Origin of the sequence: Asticcacaulis aquaticus, from assembly GCF_028550415.1 — a bacterium.
Taxonomy (GTDB): domain Bacteria; phylum Pseudomonadota; class Alphaproteobacteria; order Caulobacterales; family Caulobacteraceae; genus Asticcacaulis; species Asticcacaulis aquaticus.
In genome coordinates, this window is the sequence record NZ_JAQQKX010000015.1 from 1 (window position 1) to 15989 (window position 15989).

Genomic DNA, 15989 nt, shown 5'->3' on the forward strand with positions numbered 1-15989 from the left:
TCGTCGCCGTCATGCGTAAGCTTATTGAAGCCGCAAACATCGTGCTTAAGCGACAATCACTCTGGATACAGCGCGCTTAACTCACATGGTTGCTCCCCATCAGAGATGGGGAGGAATGAGATATAGCCATACCCGCCCCTTTGTGTCATAGGCTCGCCCATGATCGATCCTGTATTAGACACCCTGCTCCTGCCGTTCGATGACGGCCTTATCGACTGGCCGCAAAGCCCCGCCCTGTTTCTGCGCGCGCGCTATGGCCACGCCCTGCAAAGCCTCGACAAGACGAAGCTGATCGCCGATCAGAGCTTCCGGCCCGATTTCGAGACCCTGAAACGCGCAGGCTTCACCGTGCGCGACCACGACGACGGCGCAACCTATCCCCTCGTCCTCGTCCTGCCGCCGCGTCAGCGCGAGGAATACCGCGCGCTTCTGGCCCGCGCGATCAAGGCGACGCAACCGGGCGGCATCGTGCTGGCCTGCGTGTCCAATCTCGAAGGCGCCAAGACCGTTGAGAACGACCTGAAAGCCCTCACCGGCAATATCGCCAGCCTGTCGAAGAACAAGTGCCGCGCCTTCTGGGCGACGGTCGATGAGGGCCGCGACACCGACCTGATCGAGGCCTGGTCGCAACTTGATGCCCCCCGCCCCGTGGTGGACGGTCGCTTCATAAGCCGCCCCGGCCTGTTCGCCTGGGACCGGCTGGACGACGGTTCGCAGTTTCTGGTTAAAAACCTGCCGGTGTTGTCGGGGGTCGGGGCCGATCTCGGCGGCGGCTTCGGCTATCTGACCGACGAGATGCTGCGCGCCTCGCCCGACGTCACCCGCATCGACCTGTACGAGGCCGAGCGCCGGGCGCTGGATAGCGCGGCGGAGAACCTCAAAACCTTCGGCGACCGCGTCACCCTGCACTGGGCCGATGTCACGAAAGGCATTACCGGAGGCCTCGATTTCATCGTCGCCAATCCGCCGTTCCACACCGGGCGCGCCGACCGCAACGAACTGGGTCAGGCCTTTATTCGCTCGGCGGCTGCCGCGCTGAAACCCGGCGGGGCGTTCTATATGGTCGCCAATCGCCACCTGCCCTACGAAGAGACGCTGAAGGCGGCATTCCGGACCGCCGTGCTGCTGGCCGAAAACACCCATTACAAGGTGTATAAGGCGATCAAGGGCAGCGCGAAGTAAACTTATAATCATACCTCCCCAACTTGTTGGGGAGGGGGACCGCACGACGCGCGAAGCGCTAGATGCGGTGGTGGGGGTTCTTGCTTAAAACCGCCCTCACTGTTTGTAAGAAAGTAAGACACCCCACCACCCCGCCTTTCAGGCGCGGTCCCCCTCCCCAGCAAGCTGGGGAGGTATAAGGTTGAATATCCCATGCGCCTGATCAAACTCCTGTCAAACCTCGGCTACGGTTCGCGCAAAGAGGTGCAGAAGTATATCCGCATGGGCATCGTCACCGACGCCGAGGGCACCGTCCTGAAAGACGACGCCAGGACCGCGCATGAGGATATCCGTTTCAACGAGCGCAGGCTCGATCCGGCGCATGGCGTGGTGCTGATGCTCAACAAACCGACAGGTTATGTCTGCTCGCTCAAGGATACCGGCAAGCTGGTCTATGAGCTTTTGCCGTCGCGCTTTGCCGAGCGTAAACCCGTCCTGTCGACCGTCGGGCGGCTGGATGCCGCCACGTCGGGCCTTTTGCTATTTACCGACGACGGCGATTACCTGCACCGGATCATCTCACCCAAAAACCACGTGGCTAAGATCTACGAGGTCACACTGGCCCGCCCCCTCGAAGGCCACGAAGCGGCGATCTTCGCCTCGGGGGAGCTGATACTGGACTCGGAAAAGACACCGCTCAAGCCGGCGCAGATGGAACAGACCGGCGAAAAAACGGCCCGTCTGACGCTATATGAGGGCCGCTACCATCAGGTGCGCCGCATGTTCGCCGCCGTCGGCAACCATGTCGAGGCCCTCCACCGGGCGCAGATGGGTGATCTGACGCTCGGGGGGCTTGAGCCCGGCAAATGGCGGTTGCTGACGGCAGACGAACGCGACGGTCTTCTAAAGACTACTTAGGGCCACAGGCGCCGGGCGGGGGGCCGCGATGCTCACCACCCGAACCTTTACCACCGGGGCCTTTGCCGCCCTGACGGCCCCGCATACCTTCACCGCGCGCAGGCTTTTCATCGCCATCGATAAAGCCGTTCTTATTGGCGTCGATCTCGGCGAAATGGGCCTTGGCCGGTGCAAGGAACTCATCCAGCGACACCTTACCGTCGGCATTGGCGTCGATCTTTGGCGGGCCGCAGTGGGTGTCGGCAAAAGCCTTGAACTCGTCCGGCGTCAGCTTGCCGTCCTTGTTCGTATCGATGTCCTCGAAGGCGGGCGGATGCGGCAGCCGATCCGGCTTCGGCGGGGCCGGTTGCGCCACAGCGGGCAGGACGAAAACCGGCACGGCCAGCACCGGCACGGCGACCGCCGCGGCGGCCATAAACAGACGTTTCAACATTGGGAACTTCCTCCTAAAGCGCATGTTGAATCCATGCGCGACACCCGAAGATGGGAGCGTTCACATTAGGCGCGGCACATTGCCGGGGCATTTCACAAAACGCTGTAATTTGTTCGAAATATGGCGCATTATGTCGGTACAGACATTCAAAAGTCGTTGTCATGGGGCATAAAGGCCACATCTGTAACCGCATTATCCGAGTTCTTGTCCATGCCGCTCGACGCTGCTCAGGTCGCCTCCGACCCTGCCACCCTGCCCTCCTCCCGTATCCTCGTCGTCGATGACGATCTCGACCTGCGCGAACTGATCAGCGGCTTCCTCAGCCAGAACGGGTTCGAAGTCCACACCGCCGCCTCTGGCCGCGACATGGACAAGGTGCTGATGCGCGGCGATATCGGCCTGATCGTGCTCGACTACATGATGCCGGGCGAAGACGGTCTGTCGATCTGCAAGCGCCTCAACCAGAAGAGCGGCCCGCCGGTCATCATGCTGTCGGCCAAGGGCGAGGAAGTCGATCGCATCGTCGGCCTCGAACTGGGGGCCGATGACTATCTGGCCAAGCCGTTCCACCCGCGTGAGCTTCTGGCCCGTATCCGCGCCGTGCTGCGCCGGGGCGAAGGTCGCGGCAACGGGGACAAATCGCCGCTGACCTCGTTCTTCGGCTGGCAACTGGACAATATCAAGCGCACCCTGATCCGTCCGGACGGCGTGCAGGTCGCCCTGTCCAACGCCGAATTCGAACTGCTGCGCGTTTTCCTCGACCGCCCGGGCCGCGCCCTGACCCGCGACCAGATTCTCGACTATCTGCACGGCCCGAATTCCGAGAATTTCGACCGGGCCATCGACGTGCAGATTTCGCGCCTGCGCCGCAAGCTGAACGACGACAGCGCCAATGCTGACGGTGAGGAAATCATCCGCACCATCCGCGGCATCGGCTACATGTTCCGGCCGCTCAAATAGTCGATTCCATGCCTTTGTCTCCGTCCCCGAAGCGTCTGTGGCCCCGCCTGCGCTTCCCCGGTTTTCTGCGTGGCCTGCCGGTCTTCTCGCACGTCATCGCCCTGTGCCTGTTCGTCCTGCTGGCCGCCATGACCATCAATACGCTGGTCGTCATCTTCATGCCGCAGCCCAAGCCCTCCGGGTTTACGGTCACGGAGGTAACTAAGGCGCTGAAGACCGGTTCGGAGAAACTGCCCAATGGTCGCATCCTGAAGGCCGAAACGCTTAAAACCGCACCGGCCTTCATCACGCGCAGTGAAACCGAGCAAAGGCAGGGCTGGGGCGGACCGGGAGCCAATTCGTTCGAAACCTTCTTCCGGCAGCGTCTGGCGCAATCGCTGGGCGTGAAGGAAGCCGATGTCTTCGTCGGGCGCCCGCCGGAATACCGCAACCGCTATCGTAACGGCCCTCGTCAGGACGATCGGCCGCCGGGTGCCGGGGAACCCCGTCAGGTCATTAGATTCAATCCGGAGATGATGGGCCCCGATACGAATCGGCCCGACGAACTCAGAGGGCCCGGCGATCGTTTTGGCCCGATGCCCAATTCCATGCCCGGGCCCCCGAACAGCCCTGTGAACGGCCCCATGCCCCCCGGAGATGGCCGCAAAGGTCCGGCCTTTGCGGGGGGGCCAATGGACCAACCTCGCGGTGGCCCGCAAGGCCCGGGGCAGCGTCAGGGGCCCTTTCCCCAATCTAATCTGCCCGCGAACTTTAACGATCAGGTGACCTTCCCCGCCTTCGAGGTTGCATGGAAGATGCCCGACGGCACCTATCGCAGCCTGATCCGGCACCACCGCTGGCTTGAACCGTGGCAGGTCAACCTGCTCACCGGGTTCGGTCTGACGGCGCTGCTGATCGCCCCGTTCGCGTGGCTTCTGTCGCGCCGCCTGAGCAAGCCGATCATCGCCCTGGCCGAAGGCGCCGAGGAACTGGGCTTCGACGCTCAGGCCCGTCCGATCAAGGAGCGCGGCCCCGCCGAGGTGCGTCAGGCGACCCACGTCCTCAACGCCATGCAGGTTCGCATCCGCAAGCATGTCGAAAGCCGCACCGCCGTCATCGCCGCCATCGCCCACGACCTGAAAACGCCGCTGGCGCGGTTGCGCCTGCGCATCGAGACCCTACCCGCCAAAGACCGTGAAAAGATCGCGCAGGACATCAACCACATGGACAGCCTGATCCGGTCGGCACTGAACTTCGCCACCGCCGATCGCATGGCCCAGCAGGTCGTGCGCCTCGACCTCAGTTCGCTGACCGAGTCGCTGGCCGAAGACATGGCCGGGCTTCACAACCTCACCCTCGGCCTCATCGAGCCCGGCGGCACCGTCATGGCCGACAGCGTGGCGATGAAACGCATCCTGTGCAACCTGTTCGAAAACGCGCACCGCTATGCGGGCGGGGCGCGGGTCGCCCTGCGCCACGAAGGCGACTGGGTCGTGGTGACCGTCAGCGACGATGGCCCCGGCGTGCCGGACGCCGATCTGGAAACCGTGTTCGAGCCCTTCCACCGGCTGGAATCCTCACGCAACCGCGATACCGGCGGCGCCGGTCTGGGGCTCAGCGTTGCCCGGGCTCTGGCCGAGGCGCACAAGGGAACGCTGACCCTGCGCAACCGCCATGCCGGCAATGCGCCGGACGGGGCCATAGAGGGGCTGACCGCCGTATTGAAACTGCCGGCGGCCTAAGCGATGCGCCAAAAGTGCGAAGCGGTTTTTGGCGACTGCATCGCGATCAAATCATCCTCTTTCCTCATTTTTTTCTTACGGGCGCATGACTACCCCTTAGCCGTCACCTGAGGAAATCCCATGCGCGCCGCCCCCGTACTGCTCATTGCGTCCCTGGCGCTCACCGCCTGTGGCGAGACCGCCCAGTTGAGTGTCGAAAAGGGTCAGGGCACCAATCCCGAGCTTCCCGCCCCGAAAAAGACGCTGATCCCCACCGTCAAGGTCGCCGACGCCACCGGCTGGAGCGCCGGAGACATGCCGACTGCGGCACAGGGCCTCACCGTCACGGCGTTTGCGTCCAATCTCGACCACCCGCGTTGGCTCTACGTCCTGCCCAACGGTGATGTGCTGGTGGCCGAAACCAATGCGCCGCCTAAGCCCGAAGACGGTAAGGGCATCAAGGGCTTCGTCATGGGACTGACCATGAAAAAGGCTGGGGCGATGACCAAATCCGCCAACCGCCTGACCCTGCTGCGCGATGCCGACGGCGATGGCATGGCCGAGGTGCGCACGGTCTTCGTCGACGGCCTGAGTTCGCCCTTCGGCATGGCGCTGGTCGGCGACCGGCTCTACATCGCCAACGCCGATGCGGTGGTCAGCGTCCCCTACGCAACGGGCGACCTGAAAGCGACCGGCGCGCCGCAGAAACTAACCGACCTGCCCGGCGGGCCGATCAACCACCACTGGACCAAGAGCCTTGTCGCTTCGAAGGACGGCAAATATCTCTATGCCGGGATCGGGTCGAACTCCAATGTCGGCGAAAACGGCATGGCGGCGGAAACAGACCGCGCCGCCATATTGCAGATCGATGTCGCGACCGGCGCGCGAACGGTCTATGCGTCGGGCCTGCGCAACCCCGTCGGCATGGACTGGAACCCGGTGTCGGGCGCGCTATGGGTATCGGTCAATGAGCGCGACGAGATCGGTTCGGACCTTGTGCCGGACTATATGACCTCGGTGAGACCGGGCGGCTTCTACGGCTGGCCCTATAGCTATTACGGCCCGCACGTCGATGTCCGCGTCAAACCGCAAAACCCGGCGCTGGTCGCGAAGGCGATCAAGCCCGACTACGCGCTGGGGCCGCACACCGCGTCGCTGGGCCTGTCGTTCTATACCGCTGACCTGCTGCCGCAATATAAGGGCGGTGCGCTGATCGGTCAGCACGGGTCATGGAACCGTAATCCGCCGTCGGGTTACAAGGTCGTCTTCGTGCCGTTCACCGGTGCGACGCCCGCCGGTCCGCCGCAGGACGTCCTGACGGGTTTCCTCAGCGCCGACGGCAAGGCCAAAGGCCGCCCGGTCGGCGTCACGGTGGATGCCAAAGGCGCGATTCTGGTCGCCGATGATGTCGGCAATATCGTCTGGCGCGTGACGAAATAAGTCGACATGAAGCCTGAAGGCGATACCGTTACCATATTCCGCATATTGGCATTTTGGGCTTGACTTGACGCCTTTTAGGCTCAAAACCGAAAGCGCAAAAATGCGATGACGCCGCCCCTTTTGGCGGCCCGGAATATAGGAAACTGGCACATGACGTTACGTGTGGCGATTAACGGATTTGGTCGTATCGGCCGTCTGGTTTTGCGTTCGATCATCGAGAACAACCGCTCGGATATCGAGGTGGTGGCAATCAACGATCTCGGTCCGGTCGAGACCAACGCGCACCTGCTCCGTTACGACTCCGTACACGGCAAGTTCCCCGCCGAGGTAAAGGTCGACGGCGATAACCTCGTCATCACCGCCAACGGCAAGACCTATACGCCCATCAAGGTCACCGCGATCAAAAACCCGGCGGAACTGCCGCACAAGGCGCTGAACGTCGATATCGCGTTCGAGTGCACGGGCATCTTCACCTCGAAGGAAAAGGCTTCGGCTCACCTTGAGGCCGGTGCGAAGAAGGTCATCATCTCGGCCCCCGGCGACAATGCCGACAAGACGATCGTCTACGGCGTCAACCACGACACCCTGTCGGCCGAAGACACCGTCATCTCGAACGCCTCGTGCACCACGAACTGCCTGTCGCCGGTCGCCAAGGTCCTCTCGGACCTGTGCGGCATCGAGCGCGGCTATATGACAACGATCCACTCCTATACGGGCGATCAGCCGACGCTCGACACCATGCACAAGGACCTCTACCGCGCCCGCGCAGCGGCCCTTTCCATGATCCCGACCTCGACCGGCGCCGCCAAGGCCGTCGGCCTCGTCCTGCCGCACCTCAAGGGCAAGCTGGACGGCTCGTCGATCCGCGTGCCGACTCCGAACGTCTCGGTGGTCGATCTCAAGATCGTGCCCTCACGCCCGGTGACCAAGGAAGAGATCAATGCCGCCATCATCGCCGCCGCCGACGGCCCGATGAAGGGCGTGCTGGCCTATACGGATGAGCCGCTGGTCTCGTCGGACTTCAACCACAACCCGGCGTCCTCGACCTTCGCGCTGAACCAGACTCAGGTCATCGACGGTCAGTTCGTGCGTATCCTGACCTGGTACGACAATGAATGGGGCTTCTCGACGCGCATGGCCGACACGGCTCTGGCGTTTGCCAAGTTCCTGTAAGACAACAAAACCCCGCTGGATTGCTCCGGCGGGGTTTTACACGCCAAACACCTCCTCTGATTTCAGGGGAGGTGCCATTGAGGACCAACTTGATTGGAAGTCGAAAAAGCAAAATTCAAACGCCAGCAAGAAGCGCTTGTACGAAGCTATATCTGGTGGTTTGTCGGTGCTTTAATCGCAGGCACACCGTTTTTAGCCTCACTTATTTCCATTCTGCTATTCACGCCTCTGGCTGCCTTGTTCGTTGCGACAGCGATCATCCCGGTCGTGTTTTTGATTGTGTTTCAGAAATACTTTGTCGATGGCAATGCGGTCCATTTGAAACAGGCGAATAATTGGCTTTCCAATACCACTGTCCTATATACGATCCTGATTTTGACCATGCTGGCCGGTAGTGTCATCGGCTTTGTGATTTATTCAAAAATCGTCGGTTCTTTCCTGATCCGCTTTTGACCTGAAAACGAGATTTCCATGACCTTCAAGACCCTCGACGATCTCTCCGACCTCAACGGTAAAACCGCGCTGGTGCGCGTCGATTTCAACGTGCCGGTCGAAGACGGCCGGATCACCGACGACACCCGCCTCAAGGTCGCGCTGCCGACGATCGAAAAGCTGCAAAAGCTGGGTGCAAAGGTCGCCCTGCTGGCCCACTTCGACCGCCCCAAGGGCAAGGTCGTCCCGGAAATGTCGCTGAAATTCGTGGCCCCCGCCCTGTCGGCTCTGCTCGGCACCACGGTCGCCTTCGCCGATGACTGCGTGGGTGACGATGCGGCTGACGTGATGAAACTGCTGCCCGCCGGGGGCGTGGCGCTCTTGGAAAACGTCCGCTTCCACGCGGGCGAAGAAAAGAACGATCCGGCCTTTGCGCAGCAGTTGGCCGATCTCGGCGATATCTATGTCAATGACGCCTTTTCCGCCGCGCACCGCGCCCACGCCTCGACCGAAGGCGTCGCGCGCCTGCTCCCGGCCTATGCCGGTGAGTCGATGCGCCGCGAACTCGACGCGCTGAACGCCGCGCTCGGTGCGCCGGTGAAGCCGACCATCGGCATCGTCGGCGGCTCAAAGGTCTCGACCAAGCTCGACCTGCTGAAAAACCTTGTCGGCAAGCTGGATGCGCTGGCCATCGGCGGCGGCATGGCCAACACCTTCCTCTACGCCCAGGGGCACGAGGTCGGCGGTAGCTTGTGCGAGAAAGATCTGAAAGACACCGCGCTCGACATCCTGAAAGAAGCCGAAGCGAAGGGGTGCAAAATCCTGCTGCCGGTCGATCTGGTCGTGGCGACAGAATTCAAGGCCCACGCCGCCAACCGTACCGTCGATCTGGGCGCGGACCTCAGCGCCGACGACAAGATTTTCGACGCGGGCCCCAAGACCGTCGCCATCCTGAAAGACGTGATCGCCAACTCGAAGACGCTCATCTGGAACGGTCCTCTGGGCGTGTTCGAACTGCCGCCCTTCGATACCGCTACCGTCGAAGCGGCCAAATTCGTTGCCGAACAAACTAAATCAGGTAAACTGGTTGCGGTTGCGGGCGGTGGTGATACGGTCGCCGCGCTCAACCATGCGGGAACCGCGGCCGACATGACCTTCGTGTCTACGGCGGGCGGCGCGTTCCTCGAATGGATGGAAGGCAAGGAATTACCGGGCGTGAAAGCGCTTGGCTGAAACATATAACAACACGATTTTTAAAGACATTTGCGGAAACCGGTCATAAAAAGCCGTTAATCGACCGAAGGCCGGTCTTCCGCGCAGACTATTAAAGGAAAATCTTCATGGCCCGCATCAGCTTGCGTCAGCTTCTCGACCACGCCGCCGAAAACGAATACGGCGTACCGGCGTTCAACATCAACAATATGGAACAGGGCCTCGCCGTCATGGACGCGGCCCGCAAGGCCGAGAGCCCCGTCATCATTCAGGCGTCGCGCGGCGCGCGCAACTATGCGCACGATACCATGCTGACCAAGATGATCGACGCTCTGGTCGAAATCTACCCGGAACTGCCGATCGTCATGCACCAGGACCACGGCAATTCGCCGGCGACCTGTGCCACGGCGATCCAGAACGGCTTCACCTCGGTCATGATGGACGGCTCGCTGATGGCCGACGCCAAGACCCCGGCCGACTTCGACTATAACGTCAACGTCACCAAAACCGTCGTCGACTTCGCCCACGCCTGCGGCGTCTCGGTCGAAGGCGAACTGGGCGTGCTGGGCTCGCTGGAAACCGGTATGGGCGAAGCCGAAGACGGTCACGGTGCCGAAGGCGTGCTCGACCACTCGCAACTGCTGACCGACCCGGATCAGGCCGTCGATTTCGTCGCCAAGACCGGCGTCGACGCCCTGGCCATCGCGATGGGCACCTCGCACGGCGCCTACAAGTTCTCGCGCAAGCCGGACGGCGAAGTGCTGGCCATGCACGTCATCGCCGAAATCCACAAGCGCCTGCCCGACACCCACCTCGTCATGCACGGCTCGTCCTCGGTGCCGCAGGAGCTTCAGGACCTGATCAACGCCTATGGCGGCGCGATGCCGCAAACCTACGGCGTTCCGGTCGAAGAGCTGCAAAAAGCCATCAAGATCGGCGTGCGCAAGATCAATATCGACACCGATTGCCGCATGGCCATCACCGGCACGATCCGCAAATACTTCCTTGAAAACCCGGAAGGCTTCGACCCACGCTCGTATCTGAAGCCCGCCAAGGAAGCCATGCAACAGGTCTGCTACGACCGCTTCGTGCAGTTCGGCACCGCCGGTAATGCCTCGAAGATCAAGGCCAAGCCGCTGGCCAGCATGGCGAAGTATTATCTGTCGTAATCCATCTTATACCTCCCCATCAGAGATGGGGAGGTATAATTTTCAAAAGAGCGCAAGGCCCCCGGCCCTGCGCTCTTTTTTTTCCACACCCCTCTTGAAGAGGCTTAACCTCTCCCCAAATCTATTCCTGTGAGGCGCCGATACCGGGCCTTGCCTGGACCGTTTCATCGCCCGTGACCGGGGATGCGAAAACGATCCAAACCTCAACCTAAGGCAGCTCACGCGTTGCCGATCTCGCTTAGCTAAGGAGACTTTCATGCGTACCCAAATCGATTTCTCGCCCCTGTACCGTAGCGCCGTCGGCTTCGACCGTCTGGTCAGCCTGCTCGACAGTGCCGCCGCGACCTCTCAGGCCCCGGGCTGGCCGCCGTACAATATCGAGCGCCTCCCCAAGGCCGATGAGGCCGCCAAAGACGGTGATGGCGATTCCTACCGCATCGAAGTGGCCGTCGCTGGCTTCCGTCCCGATCAGCTTAGCATCGAAGTCAAGGAAAACGTCCTGACCGTATCGGGCAAGAAGGACCCGGAAGACACCAGCCGTACGTTCCTGCATCGCGGTCTGGCCGAGCGCAGTTTTGAGCGCCGCTTCCAGCTGGCCGACCACATCCGCGTCACCGAAGCCGAACTGGCCAACGGGCTTCTGACGATCGACCTGACGATCGAAATCCCCGAAGCCAAGAAGCCGAAACAGATCGCGATCAAGTCCGCCTCGCCCGCCGCGCCGCAAATCCTTGAGGCCGCCGAGTAAGGACCAAGCGCAACCCAATACGTGGTTACCGGTTTTTGGATCAGTTGCGCGGCTCAAAATGTAAAGCGTTAGCTTAAGACGTACTGAATTCCCGCCACCCTTCGATCGGGGTGTTTCAGTGCCCACGGCGCCGGTTTCGGTGCCAACTCTCCGATCGGAAAGGGGCCGCGTCTGCGTAACTCTCTGACGCGGACGCGGCCCTCCCTGTCTCTCTTTCTCCCCTCCAAACTCACGCCGGATGCGCCTCCCCTCGCTTCCGGCGTTTTTTATGCGCAGAACACGTGCAGACGGTGACCGTCCGGGTCTTCGGCCCAGAAATCCATCTTGTAGTTCTGGCCATTCGCCCCGCGCGTCGGGATTTGCGTCAGGCGCACGCCCTTGTCCCACCAATGTTCGTAGGTCGAGATCACCGCCGCTTCGTGCCGCAGCCGGATGCCGACTTCGTTGCGGCTGCCCTCACCCGCGCACAGCCGCAGACGCTGCCCGCCGAAGCGAAAGGCCACCGCGCCATCATCGTTTTCGGCCTCGATGTTCAGCAGCCCCGCATAGAAGGCCGCGCTCTTTTGCGGATCGCGAACGTTCAGGATAATGGCGTCGGTCATAATCTATCCCCTTTTGGTGCGGGGACAGATTTACGCGGGTTGCCTGTCAGTTCCTGTCAGTACCGCGGCCTCCTCAGTCCCCCGTTCTTCCGCACGATGGCGGGCATAGATCGCGTCCTCAACCTCGCGCCACTGCTTGAGCAGGGTCAGCCGTCGCGTGGGATATCGCTCGTCGCAGACGCGCATGTCCCGGATGCGGTCCGAACGGAAATGACGGAAATCGCCGCGCAACTCGCACCAGCCGACCAGCAGCCGCGACCGCTCGTAAAAGCCCAGCGCAATCGGCCAGACGATGCGCGCCGTAACGACTTCATTGACATCGCCATAGTCCATTTCCAGCTTACGCTCGGATTTCATCGCCTGACGGATGAGGCGCAGATGACCGTCCTCGAACTCGCTGACGCGGGCGTCGCGCCATTGCGGCGGCACGATCAGGCCGGTCGTTTGCAGGCTGTCGCGCATATCGTCGGGCAGGACGGCGCTGATCTTGGCCAGGGCATTGAGCGCCGCCGAGGACAGGCTGGTGTCGGTGCGGCTGGCCACCCATTTGACACCCAGCGCGATGGCTTCGATCTCTTCGTGCGACAGCATCAGCGGCGGCAGCATGAACCCGGGCCGGAGCAGAAACCCGACCCCCGCCTCGGCTTCGATATCCGCACCCTGTCCCCGCAAGGCATCGATATCGCGGTATAATGTGCGCAGCGAAATATCGAGTTCCTGCGCCAGCGCTTCGCCCGTCACCGGATAGCGGTGCCGCCGCAGAATTTGCAAAAGATCGAGAAGGCGCGCCGCCCGCGACATGATATTTGTCCCCTATCCGGCACGAGTCCCTTCGCCACCGAATGTGTCCAGATATCGCAAATTTGAGAACTTTTCCAGAACAAAAGCAATTTTGTTATCGCGATATTGTAGCCGAAAACCGCAAAACACTTTTCGGCATATCGCTTTACGCGGCAATTTTGCCCTTCAGACCCACACACACCACGTTGAGCAGGCTTTCGAGGTTCATCTGCGCCCGGTCGAGGTTCGAGCGCGACAGGTCCGCCCCGTCCAGCTTGACCATGCGCATGTTCGCCTCTTGCAGATTGACACCGCGCACACGGGCCTCGCTCAGATCGGCCGGGAACAGGCGGTCATTGCCGAGGTTCAGCGGCCCCAGATTGGCACCTTCGAGGTTCGAGCCGTCCAGCCGCGCCCCCTTCATCTGCACGCCGCGCAGGTCGGCGCCGCGCAGATCGCAGTTGCGCAGATCGGCGCCCTGAAGCTGCGCCCCCTGAAGCTGAACGCCGCGCATATCGAGGCCGTAAAACACCGCGCCCTTCGCCGACAAGGCCGTGAGGTTCAGGCCCTTGATCGATTTCAACGCGCGCAAATCGGCCTTGTCGAAGGTCGAGGGCTTGCCCTCTTTCCCCACGCTGTCGACCCATATGGCGTGGTCCTGGATCATCTGGTCATAGGGCAGGCTGGTGATATCGGTGCCGGCGGCCTTGTCGGTCAGGATGCCGCTGAGATCGGCCTTGCTGGCGTTCCAGCCCTCGTTCTTGGTGCCGATCATCACCGCGTCCTTGAGCGAGGCCCCGGTGACGTCGGCCCCGGACATATCCGCGCCTGACAGGTCGCAGTTTTCCATGATCGCCTGTTTCAGATTGGCCCGGACCAGCTTGCACGACTTCATGATGGCGTCGGTGAAGTCAGCCTTCATGGCCTGAATGCCCGACAGTTTCGAGCGCTCCAGATTAGCCCCGCGCAGATTGGTGAACCCGGCGTCCGATATCCGCGCCGAGACCTCGACATAGGCCAGACCCGACGCCTTGTCGGGCAGGGCCAGCGCCCCTTCGCGCAGGTCGGCCTCGAACAGATCGACGTCCGACAGGTTGGCCCCGCGCAGACACGCCCCGCGCAAGTCCGTCCGCCGCAGAGAGGCGCGGCTGAGATTGGCCATCTGCATATCGACGCAGTAGAGGTTGGACTGATCGAGTTTCGCCCCGCTGAGGTCGGTGCCCACCATGATCGCGGCAGTGAAATCGGCGTCGCTGAGATCGCGGTTCCTGAGGTCGAGGCCGGAAATATCCGACCACGCGAAAACGGCCCGCGCGCCCCCCGGCTTCATGGCCTTGAGACGCTCGTGCTTCTGGCAAATCTGATCGACCTGGGCCTGGGTCAGCTTGGCGTAGCGTGACTGGCCGGACGTTGCACTCATGGCACTGAACGGTTTCGCGTTAAAACAGAGGCTTAGATTAAACGTAAAATGTAACTCAGCGCTTAACCGGCAGGTTTTTCACGAAATCGGCGATGAGCGCCGCGCATTCGTCGGCCATCAGGCCCGTTTCGACCTCTATCCCGGCAGCTTTCAGCCGCTCGGTGCCGATGTGCGAGGCATAGGGCGACGGGTCTTCGCAGGCGAACACGACCCGTTTGACCTTGGCCTCGACCAGACGCTGCGAGCAGGAACAGGCACCATTCGAGCGCTCGCCACACGGTTCCAGCGTGACATAGGCAGTCGCACCTTCGGCCTCACCGCCCAACGCCGCCAATGCGGCCTCTTCGGCATGAGGCCGCCCGCCGTCACCGGTCGCGCCCTCGGCGATGACCACGCCATCACGGACGATGACGCAGCCGACCGAAGGGTTGGGCACGGTTTTGCCCAGTTGAGAGAGACCGAGGCCAAGAGCGCGCTGCATGAACGTCGAGTCCGTGGTCCTCCCCCTCACCCGGCCCGTTGGGCCACCCTCTCCCTCAAGGGAGAGGGATAAATAGACATTCCCTCTCCCTTGAGGGAGAGGGTGGCGTCCAATCCGTGAGGATTGGATGACGGGTGAGGGGGACGCCGGATGAAATTGAAACTCACGCGAGTCAACGCGCTCGAAAATTCGCCCGTCGATAATCGCTGATAAGGTCTCCAGAACAGTATCCAGCCCGTTCAACACATCTGCATACCAGAACCGTGCAATGGACCAGCCTTCGCTCACCATGAAAGCATCGCGAACAACGTCATGCGCGGAATCGATATGCTGGCTGCCATCGACCTCAACGACAAGTCGTTTATCCCAGCAGGCAAAATCCGCGAAGTAGGGCCCAATCGGTTGCTGACGGCGAAATTTCAGATCCTGAAACTGACGGTTACGCAGACACCACCACAGTCGCTCTTCAGCCGTGTTGTCGACCTGCCGCAAAGATCGTGCACGCTTAACATGCGAAGGTGTCGGTGTGTCTGACATATCCCCCTCACCCGGCCCGTTGGGCCACCCTCTCCCTCAGGGAGAGGAAATTTTAAGCGTTACGCCTCTTTCGGGACGCCGTGTTCGGCCAGGACCGGCACCGGATTGGCACGGCCCTCGTCGAGATACTTCGCCGCCAGAGGCTTCAACGCCGCGTCCAGTTCGATGACCAGCGGGTTCGAGGTCGGCACCTCGATCTCAAGAATCTCCGCCTCACCCAGATTGAACAAAAGCTTGATAATAGCGCGGATCGAATTGCCGTGCGCCGCCACCAGCACCGTATCCCCCGACTTCAGGGCCGGCGCGATATCGCTTTCCCAGAACGGCAGGACGCGGTCGAGTGTCGTCTTCAGGCTTTCGGTCACCGGCAGGGTCGCGCCCGTATAGCGGCGGTCCTTGGCGAAGGCGTATTCGCTTTCGGCGCTCAGATCGGGCGGCGGCACGTCGTAGGACCGACGCCAGATCTTGACCTGATCCTCACCATGCAGGGCCGCCGTCTCGGCCTTGTCGAGGCCCGTCAGACCGCCATAGTGCCGCTCATTCAGACGCCAGTCCTTGATCACCGGCACATAGGATTGACCCGCCGCATCGAGCGCCAGATTGCAGGTGCGGATAGCGCGCGTCAGGACCGAGGTGAAGGCGCGCGAAATCTCAAGCCCTTCGGCCTTGATCAGTTCGCCGCCCTTGATCGCCTGCTGCTCGCCCTCGGCGGTCAGGTTGACATCGACCCAGCCGGTAAAACGGTTTTCGAGGTTCCACTGGCTCTGGCCGTGGCGAAGCAGAATGAGTTTGGGCATCCGGACACCTGTAAATATCTGAGGAA

At 61.8% G+C, this 15989-nt stretch carries 16 protein-coding genes and 1 pseudogene; 10 read left to right on the plus strand and 7 right to left on the minus strand.

What is annotated here, in order from left to right:
• Positions 1 to 159: 159 nt before the first annotated feature.
• Both PQU92_RS15655 and PQU92_RS15660 read left to right on the plus strand, forming a co-directional pair.
• Positions 160 to 1182 carry a class I SAM-dependent methyltransferase gene (locus PQU92_RS15655; RefSeq protein ID WP_272749192.1) on the plus strand — a complete coding sequence of 341 codons (1023 nt, stop codon included), beginning with the start codon at positions 160 to 162 and terminating at the stop codon, positions 1180 to 1182.
• 192 nt (positions 1183 to 1374) lie between these two features.
• Positions 1375 to 2079: a pseudouridine synthase gene (locus PQU92_RS15660; RefSeq protein WP_272749193.1), complete on the plus strand. Its 705-nt coding sequence runs from the start codon at positions 1375 to 1377 to the stop codon at positions 2077 to 2079.
• On the opposite strand, the gene PQU92_RS15665 is transcribed toward PQU92_RS15660, so the two are convergent.
• Positions 2072 to 2512 (minus strand): EF-hand domain-containing protein, encoded by a 441-nt coding sequence (locus tag PQU92_RS15665; RefSeq protein ID WP_272749194.1) that lies wholly within the window; start codon positions 2510 to 2512, stop codon positions 2072 to 2074. The two genes, PQU92_RS15660 and PQU92_RS15665, sit on opposite strands and share 8 nt — an antisense overlap.
• A 210-nt stretch (positions 2513 to 2722) precedes the next feature.
• Between PQU92_RS15665 and PQU92_RS15670 the strand changes: the two genes are divergently transcribed.
• From PQU92_RS15670 to PQU92_RS15705, 8 genes are all read left to right on the plus strand, one after another.
• Positions 2723 to 3472 carry a response regulator gene (locus PQU92_RS15670; protein ID WP_272749195.1) on the plus strand — a complete coding sequence of 250 codons (750 nt, stop codon included), beginning with the start codon at positions 2723 to 2725 and terminating at the stop codon, positions 3470 to 3472.
• Positions 3473 to 3480: 8 nt separating this feature from the next.
• Complete coding sequence (locus tag PQU92_RS15675; RefSeq protein WP_272749196.1) at positions 3481 to 5193, plus strand: sensor histidine kinase; 1713 nt, start codon at positions 3481 to 3483, stop codon at positions 5191 to 5193.
• 120 nt (positions 5194 to 5313) lie between these two features.
• Positions 5314 to 6612: a PQQ-dependent sugar dehydrogenase gene (locus PQU92_RS15680; protein ID WP_272749197.1), complete on the plus strand. Its 1299-nt coding sequence runs from the start codon at positions 5314 to 5316 to the stop codon at positions 6610 to 6612.
• A gap of 150 nt (positions 6613 to 6762) precedes the next feature.
• Positions 6763 to 7785 carry a type I glyceraldehyde-3-phosphate dehydrogenase gene (gene gap, locus PQU92_RS15685; RefSeq protein ID WP_272749198.1) on the plus strand — a complete coding sequence of 341 codons (1023 nt, stop codon included), beginning with the start codon at positions 6763 to 6765 and terminating at the stop codon, positions 7783 to 7785.
• 93 nt (positions 7786 to 7878) lie between these two features.
• The gene (locus PQU92_RS15690) at positions 7879 to 8238 is read left to right on the plus strand and encodes a hypothetical protein (RefSeq protein WP_272749199.1); all 360 of its coding nucleotides are present in this window, start codon (positions 7879 to 7881) and stop codon (positions 8236 to 8238) included.
• Between the two features lie 18 nt (positions 8239 to 8256).
• Positions 8257 to 9450, plus strand: coding sequence for a phosphoglycerate kinase (locus PQU92_RS15695; RefSeq protein WP_272749200.1), 1194 nt, complete (start codon positions 8257 to 8259; stop codon positions 9448 to 9450).
• Between the two features lie 107 nt (positions 9451 to 9557).
• Entirely contained in the window at positions 9558 to 10598 is a 1041-nt protein-coding gene (gene fba, locus PQU92_RS15700) for a class II fructose-bisphosphate aldolase (protein ID WP_272749201.1), read from the plus strand.
• A 256-nt stretch (positions 10599 to 10854) separates the two neighbouring features.
• On the plus strand, positions 10855 to 11346 hold the full coding sequence (locus tag PQU92_RS15705; RefSeq protein ID WP_272749202.1) for an Hsp20 family protein: 492 nt from the start codon (positions 10855 to 10857) through the stop codon (positions 11344 to 11346).
• Between the two features lie 266 nt (positions 11347 to 11612).
• Here PQU92_RS15705 and PQU92_RS15710 read toward each other — a convergent pair whose 3' ends face one another.
• From PQU92_RS15710 to gpmA, 6 genes and pseudogenes are all read right to left on the minus strand, one after another.
• The gene (locus tag PQU92_RS15710) at positions 11613 to 11948 is read right to left on the minus strand and encodes a VOC family protein (RefSeq protein WP_272749203.1); all 336 of its coding nucleotides are present in this window, start codon (positions 11946 to 11948) and stop codon (positions 11613 to 11615) included.
• A 30-nt stretch (positions 11949 to 11978) separates the two neighbouring features.
• Complete coding sequence (locus PQU92_RS15715; RefSeq protein ID WP_272749204.1) at positions 11979 to 12749, minus strand: helix-turn-helix transcriptional regulator; 771 nt, start codon at positions 12747 to 12749, stop codon at positions 11979 to 11981.
• Between the two features lie 145 nt (positions 12750 to 12894).
• Positions 12895 to 14148, minus strand: coding sequence for a pentapeptide repeat-containing protein (locus PQU92_RS15720; protein ID WP_272749205.1), 1254 nt, complete (start codon positions 14146 to 14148; stop codon positions 12895 to 12897).
• Positions 14149 to 14203: 55 nt separating this feature from the next.
• Positions 14204 to 14659, minus strand: a complete 456-nt coding sequence (locus PQU92_RS18945) for a bifunctional diaminohydroxyphosphoribosylaminopyrimidine deaminase/5-amino-6-(5-phosphoribosylamino)uracil reductase RibD (protein WP_272749206.1) — start codon at positions 14657 to 14659, stop codon at positions 14204 to 14206.
• 186 nt (positions 14660 to 14845) lie between these two features.
• Positions 14846 to 15166: pseudogene (locus PQU92_RS18950) on the minus strand (endonuclease domain-containing protein); the annotation flags it as partial.
• A 59-nt stretch (positions 15167 to 15225) separates the two neighbouring features.
• Positions 15226 to 15963: a 2,3-diphosphoglycerate-dependent phosphoglycerate mutase gene (gpmA, locus tag PQU92_RS15730; protein ID WP_272749207.1), complete on the minus strand. Its 738-nt coding sequence runs from the start codon at positions 15961 to 15963 to the stop codon at positions 15226 to 15228.
• Positions 15964 to 15989 lie beyond the last annotated feature (26 nt).

Coding starts and splice junctions, on each gene's coding strand:
- gpmA (WP_272749207.1), bottom strand. CDS start 15,963: ATGCCCAAACTCATTCTGCTTCGCCACGGCCAGAGCCAGTGGAACCTC.
- PQU92_RS15660 (WP_272749193.1), top strand. CDS start 1,375: ATGCGCCTGATCAAACTCCTGTCAAACCTCGGCTACGGTTCGCGCAAA.
- PQU92_RS15705 (WP_272749202.1), top strand. CDS start 10,855: ATGCGTACCCAAATCGATTTCTCGCCCCTGTACCGTAGCGCCGTCGGC.
- PQU92_RS15670 (WP_272749195.1), top strand. CDS start 2,723: ATGCCGCTCGACGCTGCTCAGGTCGCCTCCGACCCTGCCACCCTGCCC.
- PQU92_RS15655 (WP_272749192.1), top strand. CDS start 160: ATGATCGATCCTGTATTAGACACCCTGCTCCTGCCGTTCGATGACGGC.
- gap (WP_272749198.1), top strand. CDS start 6,763: ATGACGTTACGTGTGGCGATTAACGGATTTGGTCGTATCGGCCGTCTG.
- PQU92_RS15710 (WP_272749203.1), bottom strand. CDS start 11,948: ATGACCGACGCCATTATCCTGAACGTTCGCGATCCGCAAAAGAGCGCG.
- fba (WP_272749201.1), top strand. CDS start 9,558: ATGGCCCGCATCAGCTTGCGTCAGCTTCTCGACCACGCCGCCGAAAAC.
- PQU92_RS15715 (WP_272749204.1), bottom strand. CDS start 12,749: ATGTCGCGGGCGGCGCGCCTTCTCGATCTTTTGCAAATTCTGCGGCGG.
- PQU92_RS15680 (WP_272749197.1), top strand. CDS start 5,314: ATGCGCGCCGCCCCCGTACTGCTCATTGCGTCCCTGGCGCTCACCGCC.
- PQU92_RS15695 (WP_272749200.1), top strand. CDS start 8,257: ATGACCTTCAAGACCCTCGACGATCTCTCCGACCTCAACGGTAAAACC.
- PQU92_RS15720 (WP_272749205.1), bottom strand. CDS start 14,148: ATGAGTGCAACGTCCGGCCAGTCACGCTACGCCAAGCTGACCCAGGCC.
- PQU92_RS15665 (WP_272749194.1), bottom strand. CDS start 2,512: ATGTTGAAACGTCTGTTTATGGCCGCCGCGGCGGTCGCCGTGCCGGTG.
- PQU92_RS15675 (WP_272749196.1), top strand. CDS start 3,481: ATGCCTTTGTCTCCGTCCCCGAAGCGTCTGTGGCCCCGCCTGCGCTTC.